Origin of the sequence: Micromonospora sp. CA-249363, from assembly GCF_050950185.1 — a bacterium.
In the GTDB taxonomy this organism is placed as follows: Bacteria; Actinomycetota; Actinomycetes; order Mycobacteriales; family Micromonosporaceae; genus Micromonospora.
In genome coordinates this window covers 540494-557374 of sequence record NZ_CP192020.1, presented here as the reverse complement: position 1 = coordinate 557374, position 16881 = coordinate 540494, and the positions used below count along the sequence as shown (strand labels likewise).

At 72.0% G+C, this 16881-nt stretch carries 15 protein-coding genes; 4 read left to right on the top strand and 11 right to left on the bottom strand.

Going from position 1 to position 16881, the window contains the following annotated elements:
- The first annotated feature begins 53 nt into the window (after positions 1 to 53).
- Entirely contained in the window at positions 54 to 698 is a 645-nt protein-coding gene (locus tag ACQPZK_RS02660; protein ID WP_433536762.1) for a C39 family peptidase, read from the top strand.
- A gap of 9 nt (positions 699 to 707) precedes the next feature.
- Here the strand turns inward: ACQPZK_RS02660 and ACQPZK_RS02655 are convergent, their stop codons facing one another.
- Entirely contained in the window at positions 708 to 2030 is a 1323-nt protein-coding gene (locus tag ACQPZK_RS02655; protein ID WP_433536761.1) for an FUSC family protein, read from the bottom strand.
- Positions 2031 to 2210: 180 nt separating this feature from the next.
- On the opposite strand from ACQPZK_RS02655, the gene ACQPZK_RS02650 reads away from it, so the two are divergent.
- Positions 2211 to 2816, top strand: a complete 606-nt coding sequence (locus tag ACQPZK_RS02650; protein WP_433536760.1) for a hemerythrin domain-containing protein — start codon at positions 2211 to 2213, stop codon at positions 2814 to 2816.
- Positions 2817 to 2885: 69 nt separating this feature from the next.
- Here the strand turns inward: ACQPZK_RS02650 and ACQPZK_RS02645 are convergent, their stop codons facing one another.
- On the bottom strand, positions 2886 to 3056 hold the full coding sequence (locus ACQPZK_RS02645) for an antitoxin (RefSeq protein ID WP_393219972.1): 171 nt from the start codon (positions 3054 to 3056) through the stop codon (positions 2886 to 2888).
- A 202-nt stretch (positions 3057 to 3258) separates the two neighbouring features.
- Here ACQPZK_RS02645 and ACQPZK_RS02640 point away from each other — a divergent pair, with 202 nt between their 5' ends.
- Entirely contained in the window at positions 3259 to 4437 is a 1179-nt protein-coding gene (locus ACQPZK_RS02640; protein ID WP_433536759.1) for an AI-2E family transporter, read from the top strand.
- Positions 4438 to 4459: 22 nt separating this feature from the next.
- Here the strand turns inward: ACQPZK_RS02640 and ACQPZK_RS02635 are convergent, their stop codons facing one another.
- Positions 4460 to 5137, bottom strand: a complete 678-nt coding sequence (locus tag ACQPZK_RS02635) for a dienelactone hydrolase family protein (RefSeq protein ID WP_433536758.1) — start codon at positions 5135 to 5137, stop codon at positions 4460 to 4462.
- A gap of 156 nt (positions 5138 to 5293) precedes the next feature.
- Here ACQPZK_RS02635 and ACQPZK_RS02630 point away from each other — a divergent pair, with 156 nt between their 5' ends.
- Positions 5294 to 5503, top strand: coding sequence for a hypothetical protein (locus tag ACQPZK_RS02630; RefSeq protein ID WP_433536757.1), 210 nt, complete (start codon positions 5294 to 5296; stop codon positions 5501 to 5503).
- Positions 5504 to 5548: 45 nt separating this feature from the next.
- On the opposite strand, the gene ACQPZK_RS02625 is transcribed toward ACQPZK_RS02630, so the two are convergent.
- The 8 genes from ACQPZK_RS02625 to ACQPZK_RS02590 all read right to left on the bottom strand — a co-directional run bounded on the left by ACQPZK_RS02625 (position 5549) and on the right by ACQPZK_RS02590 (position 16880).
- The gene (locus ACQPZK_RS02625; RefSeq protein ID WP_433536756.1) at positions 5549 to 7924 is read right to left on the bottom strand and encodes a glycoside hydrolase family 65 protein; all 2376 of its coding nucleotides are present in this window, start codon (positions 7922 to 7924) and stop codon (positions 5549 to 5551) included.
- Positions 7921 to 8712 (bottom strand): HAD family hydrolase, encoded by a 792-nt coding sequence (locus tag ACQPZK_RS02620; protein WP_433536755.1) that lies wholly within the window; start codon positions 8710 to 8712, stop codon positions 7921 to 7923. Before ACQPZK_RS02620 ends, ACQPZK_RS02625 begins: the two co-directional genes overlap by 4 nt.
- 61 nt (positions 8713 to 8773) lie before the next feature.
- Positions 8774 to 9238, bottom strand: a complete 465-nt coding sequence (locus ACQPZK_RS02615) for a DUF4442 domain-containing protein (protein WP_433536754.1) — start codon at positions 9236 to 9238, stop codon at positions 8774 to 8776.
- Positions 9239 to 9300: 62 nt separating this feature from the next.
- Positions 9301 to 10341 carry a hypothetical protein gene (locus ACQPZK_RS02610; protein WP_433536753.1) on the bottom strand — a complete coding sequence of 347 codons (1041 nt, stop codon included), beginning with the start codon at positions 10339 to 10341 and terminating at the stop codon, positions 9301 to 9303.
- Positions 10342 to 10434: 93 nt separating this feature from the next.
- Positions 10435 to 11736: an ABC transporter ATP-binding protein gene (locus tag ACQPZK_RS02605; protein ID WP_433536752.1), complete on the bottom strand. Its 1302-nt coding sequence runs from the start codon at positions 11734 to 11736 to the stop codon at positions 10435 to 10437.
- A gap of 131 nt (positions 11737 to 11867) precedes the next feature.
- Positions 11868 to 14078 carry a bifunctional glycosyltransferase/CDP-glycerol:glycerophosphate glycerophosphotransferase gene (locus tag ACQPZK_RS02600; protein ID WP_433536751.1) on the bottom strand — a complete coding sequence of 737 codons (2211 nt, stop codon included), beginning with the start codon at positions 14076 to 14078 and terminating at the stop codon, positions 11868 to 11870.
- A 16-nt stretch (positions 14079 to 14094) separates the two neighbouring features.
- Positions 14095 to 16137 (bottom strand): DUF5941 domain-containing protein, encoded by a 2043-nt coding sequence (locus tag ACQPZK_RS02595; protein WP_433536750.1) that lies wholly within the window; start codon positions 16135 to 16137, stop codon positions 14095 to 14097.
- Positions 16134 to 16880: an ABC transporter ATP-binding protein gene (locus tag ACQPZK_RS02590; RefSeq protein WP_433536749.1), complete on the bottom strand. Its 747-nt coding sequence runs from the start codon at positions 16878 to 16880 to the stop codon at positions 16134 to 16136. The genes ACQPZK_RS02595 and ACQPZK_RS02590 overlap by 4 nt, the downstream gene beginning before the upstream one ends.
- Position 16881: the final 1 nt, after the last annotated feature.

The following is a 16881-nucleotide window of genomic DNA, read 5'->3' as shown; positions in this document are numbered from 1 at the left end:
CCACGGCCGAGACCGCCACGGAGGCGGCTGTACCCCCGAACGGAGACTCGACCATGAACCCGATCGTGCAGAAGAGCGGCCTGTCCGTCGTCGGCCTGCTGGTCGCCGGCGGTTGCGCGCTCGGCCCCGCCGTCGCCGCGCAGGCGGCTCCCGCCCCGGCGGCCCCGTCCTCGTCGAACCAGACCGGCCGCAGCGCCGAGCGGATCCTCGACGTCGACTACCAGGCGCAGCCGAACTTCTTCTACTGCGGCCCGGCCGCGACCCGCATCGCGCTGTCGGCCCAGGGCAAGGCCCTCTCCCAGGACGAGGTGGCCAAGCGGCTCGGCACCACCGAGGCGGGTACGCCATCGGCCCTGGACACCACCCGCGTGCTCAACGAGCTGACCGGCGGTCGCTACCGCACCACCGAGATCCGGGACTCGGTTGCCCGGCCCGACCAGGTGGAGCAGCTGCGCCGGGACGTGTTGGCGGCGATCGACGCCGGCCGACCGGTGGTGGCCAACATCAAGGGCACCACCGTGGACACCGACGGCAACCCGCACTCGTACGAGGGTGGCCACTACCTGACGCTGGTGGGCTACCGCGACGGTGGGGACCTCATCCGGGTCGCCGACCCGGCCGACCCGGCGTTGGGCGAGTACTGGATGAGCCTGCCGAAGGTCGCCAACTGGATCGCCGAGCGCGGCTACTCCTCCTGATCCGACAGCTCACCGGGCCGGCCTCTCCCACGCGGAGGGGCCGGCTCTGCTGTCGCGTCTGCGGTTGGCCAGAAGCGCCCGGCGACGCGCGCGGACGGCCCGTGTCGGCCGGGCGCGGTGCAGCTCGCGCCGGACCGGCGGAGCGATGGCCGACTCGCCGGCGCCGGCCGCCCGGCGCACGATCCGGTTGGCGTCGTCCGGTTCGTAGCCGGCGGCCCGGAGCAGGTCGCTCGACGCGGTACGCAGGCCGGTGATGATCGCGTCGCCGAACGACCTGACTCCACTCGCCGCGGCCCGGCCGGCCAACTCGGCGCACTCCTCGACCAGCTTCCGGGTGCATCGCGGATCGTCGCCGGTCCGGCACTCCACCCGCATCTTCGTCACCGCCTGCCCCAGCCGGTCGATGGCATCCGGCAGCTCCGCCGGGATCGGCTCGTCGTACTGGAGGGCGGTCGTCGACCAGCGGGCGAGGGCGTGGCTGTCCAGCAGTAACCGTTCGAGGTGCTCCGCGCTGCGCGCGTACCTGTGGAACTGCTGGCGGCGATGCCAGCGGACCGGCGCGATCGTCACCACCTCCTCCGCGCCGCTCAGCGCGTCGTGCAGTCGGCTCACGTCCCCCTCGGTGCCGCGCAGCGTATCCAGGACGTGTCTCGTCCCATCGCTGTCGCGCTGCCGGAGCGCCTGCCCCAGCTGGTCGAGTTGTTCAGACAGAATCTTGAAGATCGGCGTGGCGGCCCGGTCCAGCACCCGCATGGGGTTGACCGGCAGCAACAGCGCGACCACCACCAGACCGACGACCCCACCGACGAGCGCGTCGAAGATCCGGGGCACCTCCAGGCCCCGGTCCATCGGGGCGAGCGTGGCGATCAGTACGGCGGTACCGCCGGCCTGACCGACCAGCGGGCCACCCTTCCCGGCCACCAGCAGGGCACTGGCGATGGCCAGGCCGACGACCACCCCCGTCTGCCACGGTCCCGAACCGAGGAAGAAGCGCAGCGTGTCGCCGATGACGATGCCCAGCCCGACGCCGAACAGCAGCTCGAAGGTGCGCCGCGCGCGCTGCCCGATGGCGGTGGCGATCGTACCGACGGCGGCGGCGGGAGCGAAGACGTGCGACCCTGGCCCGAGGAAGTGCTTCGCGATCAGGGCCGCGAGCGCCGCCGCCAGCCCGGCCTGGGCGGCGATCACCAGGGTGACCTCCCACTGCCGGGCGCGGACCCGGCCGGCCTGGCCGCTGCGGTGCCGTACCCGTTCGACCGCCTGACCGCTGCGCTCGGCGGCCTCGTCGAGCCGCGACTGGTCGCGGCCGGCTGCTGGACGGTCGTCGGGCATGGCGGCGGTTACCCCCGGGAGGCGCGGTCATTCGTGCCGCCCCGCCCCACGCTTCTCAGGGGCACCGGCGGCACCAGCCGTCACCGGAGCACGAATCCATCCACGTTCGTAGGTTTGCCCGACCGCTGCGGGGTACCAGGGGCCGCACACCCACCGATCCGCAACCGGTAAGGGGCCCAGATGAGCAGTCCACAGAGCACCGGGGAGCAGGATGTCATCGACATCCTCGTCACCGACCACCGTGAGGTCGAAACCCTCTTCGTCGAGTTGGAGACGCGGCAGGGTACGCCCGAGTACCGTCGCCAGCTCGCCGACGTCGTGATCGCCGAGCTGGTCCGGCACGCCGTCGCCGAGGAGGCGTACGTCTATCCGACGGCCCGCAAGGCGCTGCCGGACGGCGACCAGATCGCCGACCACGAGATCACCGAGCACGCCGACGCCGAGCGCACGATGAAGGACCTGGAGGCGGTCGACCCGTCCGACCCCCGCTTCGACGAGTTGCTGGCCCACCTGACCAGCACCATCCGCCACCACGTGCAGGACGAGGAGAGCGACCTCTTCCCCCGGCTGCGCGCCGCCACCGCCCGCGAGGAGATGGTCGAGCTGGCCGGCAAGGTGACAGCGTTCAAGAAGATCGCGCCGACCCGCCCGCACCCGAGCGCGCCGGACCACCCGCCGGCGAACAAGCTGCTCGCTCCCGGCACGGGAATGATCGACCGGATGCGTGACGCGCTCAGTGACCGACCGACCTCGATGGACGAGCTACGCGAGCGGCAGCAACGCTGATCGACGTACGGTCCGGACACGACGGTCCCGGGCCGCCCGGTTTCGGCGGCCCGGGTCTCGTCCGGCAGGTCAGCGGACCTGGTCACCCTCACCGGTACGCGCCTGGGCCTGGTCGACGCCCTTGTCGATCTGGTCGTCGTACCTGCCGCCGGTGCGCTTGTCGGCCATGTCACCGGCCTTCTCCATGCCCTGATCGACCTGCTTGTCGTGCTTGTCGGCGAAGTCCTTGGCCTTGTCCATGAAGTCACCCACGGCGCTCCTCCTCCTCGGGTAGTTCCCCCTTCGCGTTCCCTGGTCCCGACAGCGCAAACGCCTGCCGTTCGGGTGTGGACCGCGAAGGCCCGACCAGCGGCCCCGTGGCGGCGTACGATCCGCGCGGTCGACCGGGTGTCGGCGCACCGCCGGCCGGGTACCGACCTCGCCGAGATCGAGGAGGGCCGACATGACGGCAGACGAGCCCGGCACGGACGCAGCGCCGACAACCGGCGGTACGCGGGAAAGCGGCAGCACGGCGGCTGGCGGCAGCACGGCGACGGGCGGTGACACCGGGCCGCGGCACGCGTGGGCCGCGCTGCCCTGGCTGGTACGGACCGCGGTGCTGTGGAGCGCCTGCCTGGTGGTGATCGTCGCCGGGCTCTACCTGCTGGGCCGGATCGCCGTCCTGCTCGCCCCGCTGGCCATCGCCCTGGCCGCCACCATCTTCCTCACCGCGCTGTTGGACCCGGTGCTGATCCGGCTACGTCGCCTGCGCCTACCCGCGGCGCTGGCCGCGCTGCTCACCGTCCTTCTGCTGCTCGGCATCCTCGTGGGCGTCGGAGCGCTGGTGTGGAACCTGACCGCCAGCCAGTTCGACCAGCTCAGTCAGCAACTCACCCAGGGGCTCGACCGAAGCCGGGACTTCGTCACGTCCACCCTGCCGGTCAGCGAGGCCCAACTCGACAAACTGATCGACCAGGCCCGGGAAGGGCTCAGCGGCAGCTCCCCCGACCCGGTTTCCGGCGCCCGCACGGCCAGCGAGGTCGTCGGTTCCGCGCTGCTCGCCCTGGTGCTGCTCTTCTTCCTGCTCAAGGACGGCCGGTCGATGTGGCAGTGGACGCTGTCCCGGATGGCCGGCCCGAACCGGCCCGTGGTGGCCGAGGCCGGCCGGAACGGCTGGCAGACCCTCGGCGCGTACAGCCGGGGGACCATGATCATCGCAGCCATCGACGCGATCGGCATCGGCCTGGCCCTGGTGGTGCTGCGGGTCCCGCTGGCACTGCCCCTGGCGCTGATCACGTTCCTCGGCGGCTTCGTGCCGATCATCGGGGCGACGGTCGCGGGCGCGGTCGCGGTGCTGGTGGCCCTGGCAGCCAACGGGCCGACGACCGCTCTGCTCACCCTGGCGGCCGTGGTCGCGGTGCAGCAGATCGAGGGCAACCTGCTGGAACCGCTGGTCATGAAGCGCCAGGTACGCCTGCACCCCGCCGTGATCCTGGTGGCGGTCACCGCCGGCACCCTGCTCGCCGGAATCGCCGGCGCGTTCGTCAGCGTCCCGATCACCGCCGTCCTGTGGCGCGTCGTCGACACCGTCCAACGCCGCCGCGCCGCCTCGGACGCCTCGGACGCCCCGGCGGCGCGGTAGAGCCGCGACCGGGCCGGCACGCTCACGTGCGGCGAGGCGCGCTCGCCGTCCGGACCAGGTGGGTGGTGAACCAGGCACCGGCGTGCTCGGCGACCTGGTCGAGCGTGCCCGGCTCCTCGAAGAGGTGGGTGGCGCCCGGCACCACCCACAGCTCGCCCACGTCCCCCAGCTCGGCGAGCGCCCGCTCGTTGAGCGTGAGCACCTCCTCGTCCAGACCACCGACCAGCAGCAACGTGGGAGACCGCACGTGGCCCAGCGCGGTGCCCGCCAGGTCGGGCCGGCCACCCCGGGAGACCACCGCGCTCACCCGTTCGGCGCGGGACGCGGCTGCCACCAGCGCGGCGGCGGCACCCGTGCTGGCACCGAAGAGACCGATCGGCACGTCACCCGCCGGTCGTTCGGTCGCCAACCAGTCGACGATCCCGGCCAGCCGGCTGGCCAGCATCCCGATGTCGAACCGGAGCTCGGCCGTCCGCGTGTCCAGCGCCTCCTCGCCCGGAGTGAGCAGGTCGACCAGGACGCACGCGAGGCCGCGAGAGTTCAGCGTCCGAGCCACCGCGACGTTGCGCGGACTGTGCCGCGAGCTGCCACTGCCGTGCGCGAACAGCACCACGCCCACCGGCTGTGCGGGTAGCAGCAGGTCGGCGGGGAGCTGGGCGTCCCGAACCGCGATGGTCACCGTGTCGCGCTGCTCGTCCATGCCCCACCTCCGTGCTCGCCTGGGGTCCGGTTACCCCGCCCGGCGCGCCGCACGCGGCCGGTGGGCGGCGTTTGCCGGGTGAGCCGTCGGGTACGCGGCGCGGAGACCGCAGACCGCGTAGGCGCAACCGCGCCCCGACGGATCGCGAGGATCACGATGGCCAAGCAGCAGATTTCCCAGCAGCAGCGGATGACCGAACGCGCCCAGCGTGAACAGGACGCCGAGCGCAACCAGGACTTCGGGGACCAGGACTTCGGTGACCAGGACTTCGGTGACCAGGCCGCTTCGGCCCGCCTCCCCGACGATCCCAAGGCGGCTGCGCCGCGGGACGCGATCGGACGCCCGTCGACCGGTGAGCCGGTCTGAGGTACGCGCGCGACGGCCGGGGCGGGGACATCCCCGCCCCGGCCGTCACTGCTGCTTGTCCTCGGGTAGCCGGAGCAGGGGCGACCGGCCCGGCGGCTGCTCCGGCGGCGGTCCCGAGGGCTCGGCCGGCGGCACCGGCACCGTCACCGGTTCGTCGCAGGTGACCCGCAGCATCTGGTCGTGATGGCGCAGCTCGATGACGTCGTCCGGACCACCGTGGCGCAGCGAGTACGTCGTCTGGTGCGGACGGACGTCGACCCGCAGCGCCAACCCACGCCACTGGAGGGAGAACTCCAGGCGGTTGAGCCGGCTGGAGAGGCGGGGCGCGAACGACAGTTCGCCGTCGTGGTCGCGCAGCCCACCCAGCCCGCTCACCAGGGCGAGCCACGCGCCGGCCAGCGAGGCCATGTGTACGCCGTCGCGGGTGTTCTCGTTGAGGTCGTGCAGGTCCATCAGCGCGGCCTCGCGCAGATAGATGTGCGCCAGGTCGGGATGGCCCACCTCGGCGGCGAGCACCGACTGGGTGCAGGCCGACAGCGACGAGTCCCGCACCGTCCGACGCTCGTAGTAGAGGAAGTTGCGGACCTTCTGCTCGGGGGTGAACGCGTCCCCCCGCCAGTGCATCGCCAGGACCAGGTCGGCCTGCTTGACGACCTGTTTGCGGTACAGGTCGAAGTACGGGTAGTGCAGCAGCAGCGGGTACTTCTCGGCGGGCGTGTGCGCGAAGTCCCACTCCTGCAACCGGGTGAATCCCTCCACCTGCTGGTGCACGTCCAGCTCGTCGTCGTACGGCACGTGCATCGACGTGGCGGCGTCCCGCCAGCTCGCCGCCTCCTCGTCGGTGACCCCGAGGTGGAACGCCTCGTCCCGGTAGCGCATGACGGCGTCGGCGGCGGTGAGCAGGTTCCGCTGGGCCATCAGGTTGGTGTAGATGTTGTCGTTCTTCACCGCCGTGTACTCGTCGGGGCCGGTCACCCCGTCGATGTGGAAACGGCCGTGCCGGTCGTGGTGCCCGATCGAGCGCCACAGCCGGGCGGTCTCCACCAGCAGCTCCAGCCCGATCTCCCGCTCGGTGGCGGTGTCCCCGGTGACCAGCACGTAGCGTCGTACCGCGTCGGCGATGTCGGCGGCGATGTGGAACGCCGCCGTACCCGCCGGCCAGTACCCGGACGACTCCGGCCCCTCGATGGTCCGCCACGGGAAGGCGGCGCCCTTGAAGTTGAGCGTCGCCGCCCGTTCCCGGGCCTGGTCCAGGGTGCTGTGCCGCCACTGCAGGGCGCTGCGCACCGCGCTGGGCTGGGTGTACGTGAGCACCGGCAGGACGAACATCTCGGTGTCCCAGAAGGCGTGCCCGTCGTAGCCGGGACCGGTCAGCCCCTTCGCCGAGATCGGCCGCTGCTCGGCACGGGCACCGGCCTGGAGCACGTGGAACAGTCCGAAGCGCACGGCCTGCTGGATCTCCGGATCACCCTCGACCAGCACGTCGGCCGCGTCCCAGAACTCGTCCAGGTACGCGCGCTGCTCCCGGTGCAGCCCGTCCCAGCCGTCCAGGCGGGCACCGGCCAGCGCCGCGCCGACCTGGTCGCGCAGCGCCGGCAACGAGCGCCGACTCGACCAGCCGTACGTCAGATACTTGATCACCCGCAGCTTCTCGCCCGGCCGCAGCACACAACCGATGGTGGTGCGCACCCAGTCCTCGTACCCCTCGGACTCGATGGTGGTGTGGTCCGGGCCGTGCACCTCGTGCTCCATGGCGGCGGCGACCCGCAGCCCGGACACCTTCGTACGGTGAATGAGCTGGCCGCCGTCCGGGGTGGTCAGCTCCTCCTCGGCCAGCAACGGCGATTCCAGCACCGCCGCGACCCGGGGGTCCTTGCTCTGCGCGGGCAGCGACTCGTTGGCCACCAGCTCGGACTGCACGATCAACCGCAGCGGACCGTCGACGGCCTCCACCTCGTAGCTGATCGCGGCGACCGACCGCTGGGTGAACGACACGAGCCGGGTGCTGCGGACCTTGACCTCGCGGCCGGCCGGTGAGCGCCAGTGCAGCTCCCGGTGCAGGGTGCCGGCCCGCAGGTCGAGGATCCGCTCGTGGGACAGCAGCTCGCCGTAGCGCACGTCGAGCGGTTCGTCGTCGACGAGCAGGCGGATCAGCTTGCCGTTGGTGACGTTGACGATGGTCTGCCCGGACTCGGGAAAGCCGTAGCCCGCCTCCGCGTACGGCAGCGGGCGCAGCTCGTAAAACGAGTTGAGGTAGGTGCCGGGCAGCCCGTGCGGCTCGCCCTCGTCGAGGTTGCCGCGCAGGCCGACGTGCCCGTTGGAGAGCGCGAAGACCGATTCCGACTGGGCCAGCACGTCCATGTCCAGGCGGGTCTCCCGGATGTGCCACGGCTCGACGGGGTAGGCCCGCTCCCGGATCATGTGAGACCCCGCTCGCCGGTGGCACGTGGTGGCGGCGGGGCGGCGTCGCCCGCGTCGAGCAGGTCCGCGAGGTCCTTCACCACGATGTCGGCGCCGTGCGCCAGCAGTTCGTCGGCCTGCCCCACCCGGTCGACACCGATCACGTACCCGAAGCCGCCGGCCCGGCCGGCGGCCACCCCGGAGAGCGCGTCCTCGAAGACGGCGGCCCGCGCCGGATCCACGCCCAGGATCCTGGCGCCGGCCAGGAAGGTGTCCGGGTGGGGTTTGCCACGCAGCTTCTGTTCCCGGGCCACGAGCCCGTCCACCCGCGCTTCCAGCAGTTCTTCCAGCCCGGCGGCGGCGACCACCTCGCGCCCGTTGGCGCTCGCGGTGACCACCGCCCGGCGCAGCCCGGCGTCGGTCGCCGCCCGCAGATACCGCACCGAGCCCGGATACACCTCGACGCCGGCGGTGCGCAGACGGTCCAGCAGGAGGACGTTCTTGCGGTTGCCGACGCCGTTGACCGTGTCGGCGTCCGGCGGGTCGTCCGGGGTGCCCTCGGGGAGCACGATGCCCCGGGACGCGAGGAACGACCGGACGCCGTCGGCACGGGGCCGGCCGTCGACGTAGCGGTTGTAGTCGGGGCCGGGGTCGAACGGTTGGAAGGGTTGCCCGGTCGCCGTGGCGCGCTGACGCAGGAACTCGTCGAACGTCTCGGTCCAGGCGGCGTTGTGCACCCGGGCGGTCTGCGTCAGCACACCGTCCAGGTCGAAGAGACAGGCGGTCACATGAGCAGGTAGGCCCAGCACGGTACGAATCTAACCACCCGGCCGGGTACGCAAACCCGTTTTGAACCGCCGCCGGGCCGGCTCAGTTCGACCGCAGGGTCCAGATCACCGTCATGGCCGACGTGGGCGTGCCGTCCTCCGTGGCGATCTCCACCTCGACTCCGAACTCGGGCCGCTGACCGGACTCCAGCTCCGCGATCACCTCCGACGCCGGACGCCCGAGCCGCGCGGTCGCCAGCACCGATCCCAGGGCCAGCTTGCGGTAGGCGATCTCGGCTCGGACGGCGAGCGGCACGGCCCGGTCGAGCAGCTGCCCGAACGCGGCGAACACGACCGCGCCGGAGGCCGTCTCGCCGAGCGTGAACATCGCCCCGGCGTGCGGGCCCCCGACGTGGTTGTGGGTGGCCGGCGTGTCGGGGAGCCGGACGACGGCCCGCACCCCGCCGTCCGCCTCGGGCGCCACCTCGACGAATTCGATGCCGAGCGTGCGGGCGAACGGCACCGCTTGCAGGATGCCGGCCGCCACCTGGCGGGAGTCGATGGTCATGAACCGACGTTACTTCTCGGTAACCAAGCCGGCAACCAGGGTTTTCCCGGACTACGACAGGGTCAGAGGTTGGCGATCGTGCGCAGGATCTCCGCGTAGAAGTTTCCGTCGATGCTGCGGAACAGGGAGAAATCCTGACCCGGGTCGCCGAAGAACGGGCGCAGCGTCCACGCCAACTGGGTGCCGACGAAGCCGAAGAGCAGGATCCAGATGTAGAGCAGCGTCATGCTGGCCGGGCGCTGCGTGGGCTCGCCGCGCCGCACCGGTGGGGTGGCCCACGGGCGCTGCTGCGCGGGGTAACCCGGCGGCAACATGCCGGGCGGCAACGCGACGCCGGGCTGCTGCCCACCCCACTGAGCCGGAACCGCCGCCGGGGTCGGCGCGGTGGTCGTGGCGGCCGCGCCGTCGGGCGCGGCACCGTTCGCCGCCGATGCGACAGCCGCGCCGGCCGGAACCGCGACCGGCTCGGCAGCACCCGCCGCCGCAGTGGTCGTAGTGCCGCCGGCGGGCACGGCGACCGGAGCGTTGACCTGAGCCGGAGCGGCGGCTGCCGCCGGGGTGGTGACCTGGGCCGGGGCGTTGGCCGGGGCCGTCGCCGGTGCGAGCAGGCCGTGGTCGTTGAGCACCTGCATACCGCCGGTCAGGAAACGTAGCCCGACCAGCGCCGACAGCGTCAGGATCGCGACGTTCAGCAGCTTGAAGAAGCCGTAGTCGGGCGCGGTGATCAGGAAGAAGAGACTGATCGGCGCGAACGCCACCGCGAGCATCGAGGTGACGGTGATCGCCACCATCACCAGCGCCAACGACTGACGCACCGAGAGCCGGGCGCCGAACACCAGGTTGAACAGGTAGAGCGTGGGCAGGCAGATGGCCAGCGTCACCAGGAACAGCAGGGGCAGCTTCAGCGCGGACGTCAACGCCATCAACGGGCTGTGGAAGGCGCCGAGCACCGCTCCGTAACAGGCCAGGGCGATGGCGGAGCTGGCCAGCATCCGCCCGGTCAGGGCGTTGAGGTCACCCTCGGCCACGATCTGCTGCCAGATGCCCTGGCGGTCCCGCAGGATGCGCTCGATGACGAGCGGACTGGGACGGTCACCCGACACGGGCGCACCCCTCTCGGTCAGGCACGAAAAGGACTAGGTGGGCAGACGGTAGGGCACCGGACGGACGGCCCGCCACCCCGCTCCGGCGTGGCGTCAGCGCCACCCGACGTCGATACGTGCGCCACGCTCGTCGAAGAAGTGCAGCGCGTCCATCCGGACCGACACGGCGAGCGGGTGCCCGGCCGTGACGGCCGGGTACGGCGCGAGTCGTACCGCCAGCTCCGCCGGGCGACGGTGGTGCCGCCCCGGGTCGGGCAGGACGCTCGTCGTCCGCGACGTGCCGTTCGGCGTCTCCTCGGGCTCCACCGGCTTGCCGGTGAGCCGCTGCATCACGGCGCCGAACCGGCGCAGGCCACGCTGGCCCACCGGCGGCGGGTCGAGCGGCGCGCCCATCTCGTCGACCATGATCGCGGTCGCCCCGATGTCGAGGAACGCCAGCGACTCGTGACCGTGGTGCTCCAGGTAACGGATCCGGCCGCGCAGTACGTCGCCAGGGCTGTCCGGGGCGACCGGGGTGAGCGCCTCGGCCCGCATGCCGACCACGATCCGCTCGCCGTGGTAGTGCGCCACGGCCCGGCTGCGGATGTCGTTCCACGGCAGGTAGAGCGACTGCTCGCCGAGGTTGAGCGCGATGTACCGGTCGAGGTGGACGTAGACCGACGCCTCCAGCAGGTTCATCCGGGGGCTGCCCAGGAAGGCGGCCACGTAGAGCGTCGCCGGCCGGCCGTACACCTGGGTCGGCGTGCCCACGTCCTGGAGCACGCCGCGACGCATGATGGCCACCCGGTCGGCCATGGTCAGCGCCTCGGCCTGGTCGTGGGTCACGTAGACCGTGGTGACGCCCAGCTCCCGGGTCAGCCCGGAGATCTCCGCCCGCAGCTCGGCGCGGAGGCCGCTGTCCAGGTTCGACAGCGGCTCGTCCATCAGGAACAGTCCGGGCCGCCGGACGATCGCGCGGCCCATGGCGACCCGCTGGCGTTGGCCGCCGGAGAGCTGGCCGGGCTTGCGGCCCAGCACGTCGCTGATGCCGAGCGCGCTCGCCACGTCGGTGACCCGCTCGCCGCGCGGCTCCGGCTCCACCCCCGCCAGCCGCAACGGAAAGGCGATGTTGTCGCCGACGGTCATGTGTGGATAAAGCGCGAAATCCTGGAATACCATGGCGATCTTGCGGTCGCGTGGCGGCAGGTCGTTCGCGAGCTCCCCGTCGAGCAGCACCGCCCCCTGCGTCGGGTCCTCCAGGCCGGCGATCATGCGCAGCACTGTGGACTTGCCGCAGCCCGACGGCCCGAGCAACACCATGAACTCGCCGTCGTTCACATCGAGATTTATGCTGTCGACGGCGAGTGTGCCGTCTTTGAAAACCTTTGTCACATCTTTGAGTGCGACGGTGCTCACCGTCTGTCCCCCACGTCTCTCGGCCGAACCCCTGATGACTGTGACCAGGATCATTCGTCGAGCACATCGGGTAAACGTCTCATGTTCAGCTTATGACGCCACCATTACGCGGCGTACAGGAGGCGGAGCTGTCAGCAGCGCGTCGGCTGGTCAGGCGGCTCGCCGAGGAAAACGTGGCGCACCACCCGCTCGGCCGCCCGCCCGTCGTCGAGCGCGCAGAACCGGCTGCGGAAGCGTTCGCGGGCCTTGGCGGCAGCGTCCGAACGCACCGCGTCGGTGCGGAAAAGGTCGAGCAGGTCGGCGAAGGTGGCGGCCACCGCGCCCGGCGGCTCCGCCGTGACATCGAAGTAGACACCCCGGGCCAGGCGGTACGCCTCCCAGTCCGGTGTGTAGAGCACGATGGGCCGGTCCAGCACCGCATAGTCGAACATCGCCGAGGAGTAGTCGGTGACCAACACGTCGGCGACCAGGTAGAGGTCCTCCACCCGCTGGTGGCCACTGACGTCGCGTACCCGGTGGAACTCCGCCGGACGACCGGGCCGGCGCTCCCGGTCGTGGAAGTAGTGGCTGCGCATCAGCAGCCGACCCGAGTCACCCAGCGCGTCGACGAACCGGTCCGGGTCGAACGGCGGCCGGTAACCGGGCAGGTGTTCGCGGTGCGTCGGGGCGTACAGCACCACCTGCTCGTCGGGGGCGAGGCCGAACTCGGCGCGCAGCCGGCGCACCTCGTCGGGACCGGCGGTGACCAGCCGATCGTTGCGTGGGTAACCCACCTCCAGCGTGGTGTACGTGGCCGGGTAGGCCCGATCCCACATCTGCGTGGAGAAGCTGTTGGAGCTGATGCTGTAGTCCCAGCGGTCCACCCGGCGCAGCAGGCCGGCGAAGTCCATCCGACCCGCGCCGATCGGATAGCGCTGCTGGTCCAACCCCATCACCTTGACCGGCGTGCCGTGATGCGTCTGCACGTGCACCTGCTCCGGCCGCTTACGGACGAAGTCCGGGTAGTTCACGTTGTTGACCAGCCAGCGGGCACGGGCCAGCACCCGGTGGTAGGCCGGCGTGCCGGCGACCACGTACTCCACCCCGTCCGGCACGGTGTCCACCCGGTCGCGGCGCACGATCCACACTCCGCGCACCTCGGGGGCCAGCCGGCGGGCGGCCTCGTAGATCGCCGCCGGGTTGCAGGAGTATCCCCGGAACCAGTAGGCGGCGTACACCGCGAGCGTCGGGTCCACCGGTCGGCGCAGCTCCGCGCGGTAGTACTCGCGGAGCAGGCCGTCGCGGGTCAGCCGGGCACCCCGCCGGGCCACGGGCACGACCCGACGCCGCGCGGTACGCGCCTGCCGGCGGGCCGTGTCGCGGGCCCGGCTGGCGGCCCGCAGGGCGCTGAACGTCCGCCACCGGCCACTCGCGACCAGCCGGTGCTTCAGCCCTTCGACGCCCTCCGGCACGGGATACCCCCCGACCGGCAGCCACCGCGCGTAGTCCGAGGTGATCTGCGCGAAGAACACCGGCCGCAGCTCGGGCGCGATGCGCTGACCGTTGCCGAGCACGGTGAGGTAGTGCCAGATCATCCGCTCGAAGACCGCCGGCCGCAGCGCGTCGACGGTCGGTGACCAGGCATCCATCAGGAGGAAGACCCGGTGCCACTGGGCGAAGACCTCGAAGTGCCGGTCCCCCCGGGTCTTGGTGATCGCGCCGGCGCGGCGCTGCCGGTAGTTCACGCACACCCGATCGAGTACGCCGATCCGATGCGCCGCCATCAGCACCGGGTAGCTGAACGAGACGTCCTCGTACCAACCGGCCGCGAAGCGCAGACCCAGGTTGACCAGGAACTCCCGGCGGACCAGCCGGTTCCAGGCGGTGTGCAGCAGCCGCATGGCCTCGGGCCGTTCCCGCAGCCCGAACGTCTCGGGGCCGGGCGACTCCGGGAACACCTCGGCCATCGCGCTGCGGGTGGCGGTGTTGTTCCAGTGTGTCCGGACGTGGTCCACCAGCAGCACGTCCGGTCGGGTCGCCCGCAGGCGTTCGGCCACCTCCGACAGGCAGTCCGGCGCCAGCCAGTCGTCCCCGTCGAGGAACCACACGTACTCGCCGACGGCCCGGTCCAGCCCGAGGTTGCGGGCTGGACCGAGACCGACGTTCTCCGACAGTCGAACCGCACGGACCCGGTGATCACGGGCCGCGTACTCGTCGATGATCTCGCCGCTCGCGTCGGGCGAGCAGTCGTCGACCGCGATCAGCTCGATGTCGGTCTCCGGCTGGCCCAGGATCGAGTCCAGGCACTCGCGCAGATAACCCTGCACTCGGAAGGCCGGCACCACGAAACTGATCAGGGTCATCCGGCCGTCCCTTTCGTCAGCGCGGCGCGACACCTCCCGCGCCCACCGGCGCGGCCGACGCCCGCGCCCCACGGGCCGGCCGGACGAACCAGGCCAGGACGACGCTCACCACGAAAACCACGAGAAGGTACGCACCGAGTGTAGCCATGCCGATACTCACGACGCCGGCAATCGCCAGGAGGGCGAGCAGCACCGATCGTCCGTCCCAGCCCAGCGTGGCGGCGTGCAGCGGAGGCGCCGCCTGCCGCTTCTCCAGCCGGGCGGTCAGGTCGTAGTGGTGCACGGTGAGCACGAAGACGTACCCGAAGATCAGCCATCCCGGCGCGCCACCGACCACACCGACCGCGATCGCGAACAGGTACTCGGCGGCCCGCAACGCGGCCGGTACCAGCCAGTCCAGCGGCCCGTTGTGCGCGGCCCCGGCACCGAGACCGCCGGCCAGCAGCACCAGCAACGCCACCGGCACCGCCCAGCGCAGCCCGTCCGGCGCATCGCCCAGTCCGGCGGCGACCAGCAGCGCCGCCGGGCCGAGCGCGGCGATCACCGCCAGGGTCAGCGGCCCCATCGGGCGGACCACCGGCAGCCGACGGGCCAACGGACCGTCGTCGCGGTGCAGCGTGGCGTCGACCGTGTCCAGCACCGGCACCCACATCCAACGGGCGCGCAGCGTCCGCAGGGCGCCGGTGTACGCGAACGCCAGCCCACCCCACACCAGCACCGCGATCAGGCTGACCAGCGGGTTGAACAGCGCCACGGTCAGCGCGATCAGCGCCCACCGCTCCCCGATCGGGAAGACGACGGTCCGCTTCAGCCAGTACGACACCGACCCGGTGTCCGCCTGCACCCGGGTGGACGCGGCGTTCAGCCGGTCACCGATCCCGCCGCTGACGCCCGTCGTCGTCCGCGGTCGGCGGGCCGCCTCGTCGTGCAGCACCCCGTACCAGGTGTCGGTCATGTGCCGGACGGTCTGCAACGTCATCGCGGCGATGGCGAGGGCCCAGCCGTTGCCGAGCCCCGCGTGGCTCACCCCGAAGCCCAGCCCGGCGTAGACCAGGTACTCCTTCGCCCGGTCGGCCATCGTGTCCAGCCAGCCGCCCCACGCGCTGAAGTGCCGGGTGTAGCGGGCCAACTGGCCGTCCACGCAGTCCAACACGAAGCCGAGGTAGAGCAGCACCGCGCCGCTGACGAGCGCGAGCCGCCCACCGACCCCGAACAGCACCGCGGCGGCCAGCGCGAAGAGCACCGAGATCACCGTCACCCCGGTCGGGGTGAGCCGCAGCCGGGCCGCCAACCGCACCACGTACGGCGACCAGGTGCTGACGAAGTACGTCGAGAAGAAGTCGTCCCTCTCCTTCACCGACAGCCGCAACTCGGCCCGGTCCTCGTCGACCGAGGTCACCGCCGCCTCGGCGGCGATGAGGCCGGCCTCGTCCTCGACCCGGTGCGCCACGAGCAGACGTACCCGCTGGGCGAAGATCAGGGTGCCGAGGGCCGCGAGACCCGCGACGACCCGGTCCACGGCGGACCCGGGGTCGTCGTGGCCGACGCCCGCGGTCGCCGGCAGCGGCGACACGTCGCCGACCGGGCCGACCGGGGCGGTGACCGGACGCGCGCCGACGGCGGCGGCCCGGGCGGCGGCGGCGAGGGTCGGCAGGTCGTCCACGCCGACCCGGAGCGCGCCACCGAACACGCCGGTGGCGTCGCCGTCGAGAGCGTCCAGCGGGCCGGCGTCGACGACCTGGCCGCGCTCCTCGCGCACGGCCGTCCGGCCCGGCAGCGGCGGGTCGCCCAGCACCAGCGCCACGGTCGGTCCCACCGGGCTGGTGGCGAGGTGCCGCAGCACGGCGGTGTGCGCCACCAGGTCGGTACCGGTGACGAGCAGCGGACCGTCGGCGGCGTCGGCCAGCGTGGCCAGCTCGTCCAGGGTGGCGGCGAAGCGCACCTCGGCCGCTCCGGCCCGACGGAGCTGGTCGGCGAGCCGGTCGGCCAGCGGCTCGCCGGTGGAGGTGGTGAGGCCCGCCGCGGACGTACCGGCGGCGAGCACGATCGCGAGCGTCACCGCGGAACCGCGGCGTGGTACGCGTCGAGCGCCTCGGCGATGGTGCCGTCGAGCGTCAACCGGCCCGCGTCGAGGTACAACCCCCGACGGCAGAACCGGGTCAGGTCCTTTTCGTTGTGTGACACCAGCACGAGCGTGCGCCCCTCCCCGAGCAGACGGTCAATCGTCGCGTAACACTTCTTGCGGAACTCCGCGTCCCCGACCGCGGTCACCTCGTCCATCAGCAGGATCGGGTGGGGCAGGTGCGAGATGATCGCGAAGCCCAGCCGCACCTTCATCCCCGACGAGTAGTGCCGCACCGACGTGTCGATGGCCCGGTCCACCTGCTCGCCGGCGAACTCGACGATCTCGTCGAAGTGCCGCTTCAGGTAGCTCGTCGACAGTCCGTGCAGCCCACCGACCAGGTGCAGGTTCTCCCGGCCGGTCAGGTCGTTGGAGAAACCGGCCGACAGCTCCAGCAGCGGCGCCACCGCGCCACGCACCCGGATGTCGCCCTCGTCCGGGATGAGCACCCCGGCGATCAGGCGCAGCAGGGTGCTCTTGCCGGTGCCGTTACGGCCGATCACGCCGACGGTCTCGCCCGGCTCGACGGTGAACGACACGTCGCGCAGCGGCCAGAACTGGCCGGGCAGGGCGCCGCGCCCACCTCGGTGGATGAACAGCTCCCGTAGGCGTAGCTGGCGGCGACGGTTGCGGACGAACCGGATGCCCAGACCGTCCGCCTCGATGATCGGCGCGGCCACG

Coding starts and splice junctions, on each gene's coding strand:
- ACQPZK_RS02660 (WP_433536762.1), top strand. CDS start 54: ATGAACCCGATCGTGCAGAAGAGCGGCCTGTCCGTCGTCGGCCTGCTG.
- ACQPZK_RS02655 (WP_433536761.1), bottom strand. CDS start 2,030: ATGCCCGACGACCGTCCAGCAGCCGGCCGCGACCAGTCGCGGCTCGAC.
- ACQPZK_RS02650 (WP_433536760.1), top strand. CDS start 2,211: ATGAGCAGTCCACAGAGCACCGGGGAGCAGGATGTCATCGACATCCTC.
- ACQPZK_RS02645 (WP_393219972.1), bottom strand. CDS start 3,056: ATGGACAAGGCCAAGGACTTCGCCGACAAGCACGACAAGCAGGTCGAT.
- ACQPZK_RS02640 (WP_433536759.1), top strand. CDS start 3,259: ATGACGGCAGACGAGCCCGGCACGGACGCAGCGCCGACAACCGGCGGT.
- ACQPZK_RS02635 (WP_433536758.1), bottom strand. CDS start 5,137: ATGGACGAGCAGCGCGACACGGTGACCATCGCGGTTCGGGACGCCCAG.
- ACQPZK_RS02630 (WP_433536757.1), top strand. CDS start 5,294: ATGGCCAAGCAGCAGATTTCCCAGCAGCAGCGGATGACCGAACGCGCC.
- ACQPZK_RS02625 (WP_433536756.1), bottom strand. CDS start 7,924: ATGATCCGGGAGCGGGCCTACCCCGTCGAGCCGTGGCACATCCGGGAG.
- ACQPZK_RS02615 (WP_433536754.1), bottom strand. CDS start 9,238: ATGACCATCGACTCCCGCCAGGTGGCGGCCGGCATCCTGCAAGCGGTG.
- ACQPZK_RS02600 (WP_433536751.1), bottom strand. CDS start 14,078: ATGACCCTGATCAGTTTCGTGGTGCCGGCCTTCCGAGTGCAGGGTTAT.